Here is a 1,750-nt window from a genome sequence, read left to right on the forward strand (position 1 = left end):
ACTCCCGACGGGGCGGCCTCCACAGGGGCGAGGGCCCCATGCCGAGCCGGCGGACGGACCGCGGCACCGCACGTTCACCCTCCTCGGGTGAGGCTCCCGGTCCTTGCCGTGGGCACGCTGAGAACGGCAGAAACCTGCTGCCGGGCGAGCGCCCGGAACGGAGGAGTCAAATGAGCCCGCAGATGTACCTCGCGTACGACTATCCGCTGCTGAGCGCCTTCTGGACGATGCTCTGGTTCTTCCTGTGGATCCTGTGGTTCATCCTGCTGTTCCGGATCTTCGTCGACATCTTCCGTGACGACACCCTGAGCGGCTGGGGCAAGGCCGGCTGGCTGGTCTTCGTCGTCGTACTGCCCTTCCTGGGCGTGCTCGTCTACGTGATCGCCCGCGGCAAGTCCATGGGGAGCCGTGAGATGGAGCGGGCGCGCGCACAGCAGAAGGCCTTCGACTCCTACGTCCGTGAGACGGCCAAGGGCGGCGAAGGCCGGCCCACCGGTGTCGACGAGCTCGCCAGGCTGTCCGAGATGCGCGCCCGCGGCGACATCACGGACGAGGAGTTCACCAGGGCGAAGGCGCTGGTCCTGAGCGACTACGGCCCGGCGGAGCGCCCGGGTGGCGCCGTACCCACCGCCTCCGGTCGCTGAGCACATCAACGAGAGGGAAACGAGGCACGGGCATGACCGCTCCACGCAGCACTACGCAAGCGCGCACGACCAAGCAGCAATGGGCGTTCGGCCTGACGGCGTTCGCGGCCGTCATGCTGATGATCGCCGGGATACTCGACATCTTCCGCGGCATCATGGCGATCGCGCAGGACAACGTGTTCATCACGACGCCCAACTACGTCTTCAAGTTCGACCTCACCGGCTGGGGCTGGATCCATCTGATCCTGGGCGCGGTGGCGGTGATCGTGAGTCTCGGTCTGTTCCAGACCGCGGTGTGGGCACGCGTCGCGGGCGTGACCATCGCCGGGCTCCTGATCATCGCCAACTTCCTGTCGATGCCGTACTACCCGGTCTGGTCGATCGTGATGATCGCCTTCTCGGGCTTCGTCATCTGGGCGCTGTGCGTGAGCCCACCCAGCAGGACGTCGGGTCCGCTGGGCGACGCATGAGAAAGTCCTGTCCCCGGCGCCGGGGGTGCGGCGCCGGGGACCGCGCGTCTGTCAAGCCCCGACATGCAGTGCCATGACGTGCCCCCGGGACCGGGGCGCAATGGAGGCATGAGCAATCGACCCGAGTCCCCCTCGGCACGTGGCGCCGCAGCAGCCGTCGCCGCAGCAGCCGTCCGGCCCCGGCCGATGGGCCTGCGCGCCGGGCCGCACTGGCTGATCATCGCTCTGGCGTCCTTCGCGATCTGCTTCTGCGCACTCGCGGTGGGCCGGCACTCCACCGGGCCTCCCGAGGTCGTCCCTGCCACGGGGACCGAGGACGGCACCCGTCCGGGCAGTGGCGGCGGAGGCACCGCGCACGAGGGAGCCGTGGCTTCGAGCGATACCGGGGATGTGCTGCCGCTCGTGATCGCGGGGGTGTCGGGCCTCGGAGGCTTCCTCAGCGGTGTCGCGGCCCTGATCACCGCTCGGCAGGGCGCCCGCCAGAGGCAGCCGGCCCCGGACTGCGCGGACGAAGGGCACCCACCGGAGTGTCACCGCCTCGCACGGTCCCGAGTCCACCGGTGATTGCGGGTATGATATAGACATCTGAAGCAGCCGTCGACCCTCGTAGTGAAGATCAAGGTGGTCCGAGTAGCG

3 protein-coding genes are annotated in these 1,750 nt (G+C 68.8%); all 3 read left to right on the forward strand.

What is annotated here, in order from left to right:
• The first annotated feature begins 170 nt into the window (after nt 1-170).
• Nucleotides 171-644: an SHOCT domain-containing protein gene (locus tag ACFW2E_RS28000; RefSeq protein ID WP_384469844.1), complete on the forward strand. Its 474-nt coding sequence runs from the start codon at nt 171-173 to the stop codon at nt 642-644.
• A gap of 32 nt (nt 645-676) precedes the next feature.
• Nucleotides 677-1,114, forward strand: coding sequence for a hypothetical protein (locus ACFW2E_RS28005; RefSeq protein ID WP_384469845.1), 438 nt, complete (start codon nt 677-679; stop codon nt 1,112-1,114).
• A 108-nt stretch (nt 1,115-1,222) separates the two neighbouring features.
• Nucleotides 1,223-1,678, forward strand: coding sequence for a hypothetical protein (locus ACFW2E_RS28010; RefSeq protein ID WP_384469846.1), 456 nt, complete (start codon nt 1,223-1,225; stop codon nt 1,676-1,678).
• Nucleotides 1,679-1,750 lie beyond the last annotated feature (72 nt).

Source organism: Streptomyces sp. NPDC058964 (assembly GCF_042741275.1).
Classification (GTDB): domain Bacteria; phylum Actinomycetota; class Actinomycetes; order Streptomycetales; family Streptomycetaceae; genus Streptomyces.